This is a genomic window from Ligilactobacillus ubinensis, assembly GCF_024160875.1.
Classification (GTDB): domain Bacteria; phylum Bacillota; class Bacilli; order Lactobacillales; family Lactobacillaceae; genus Ligilactobacillus; species Ligilactobacillus ubinensis.
The window spans coordinates 1-226 of sequence record NZ_JAIULA010000077.1 but is presented as its reverse complement, the minus strand read 5'-3'; the positions used below and the strand labels follow the sequence as shown (position 1 = coordinate 226).

General features: G+C 29.6%; 1 protein-coding gene. It reads left to right on the top strand.

Annotated elements, in window-relative coordinates; all coding sequences use genetic code 11:
- Nucleotides 1-226, top strand: a 226-nt coding sequence (locus tag LB941_RS12450; RefSeq protein ID WP_253362281.1) for a transposase, incomplete at both ends; no start/stop codon positions are given.

The following is a 226-nucleotide window of genomic DNA, read 5'->3' as shown; positions in this document are numbered from 1 at the left end:
TTCTGCAGCTGGAATGCCTGAACCTATTAAAAAAGCAAATCGAACATTAAAAAAACATCGTGCAGAAATTATTAATAGTTTTATCTTTCCCTATTCAAACGGTCCTGTTGAAGGAACTAATAATAAAATAAAAGCTATTAAAAAAACTGCCTATGGATTTAGAAATTTTGATAACTTTCGGCTTAGAATCTTGTTGGCAGTCAAAAATAGTTTTTTGAGTTTGAAT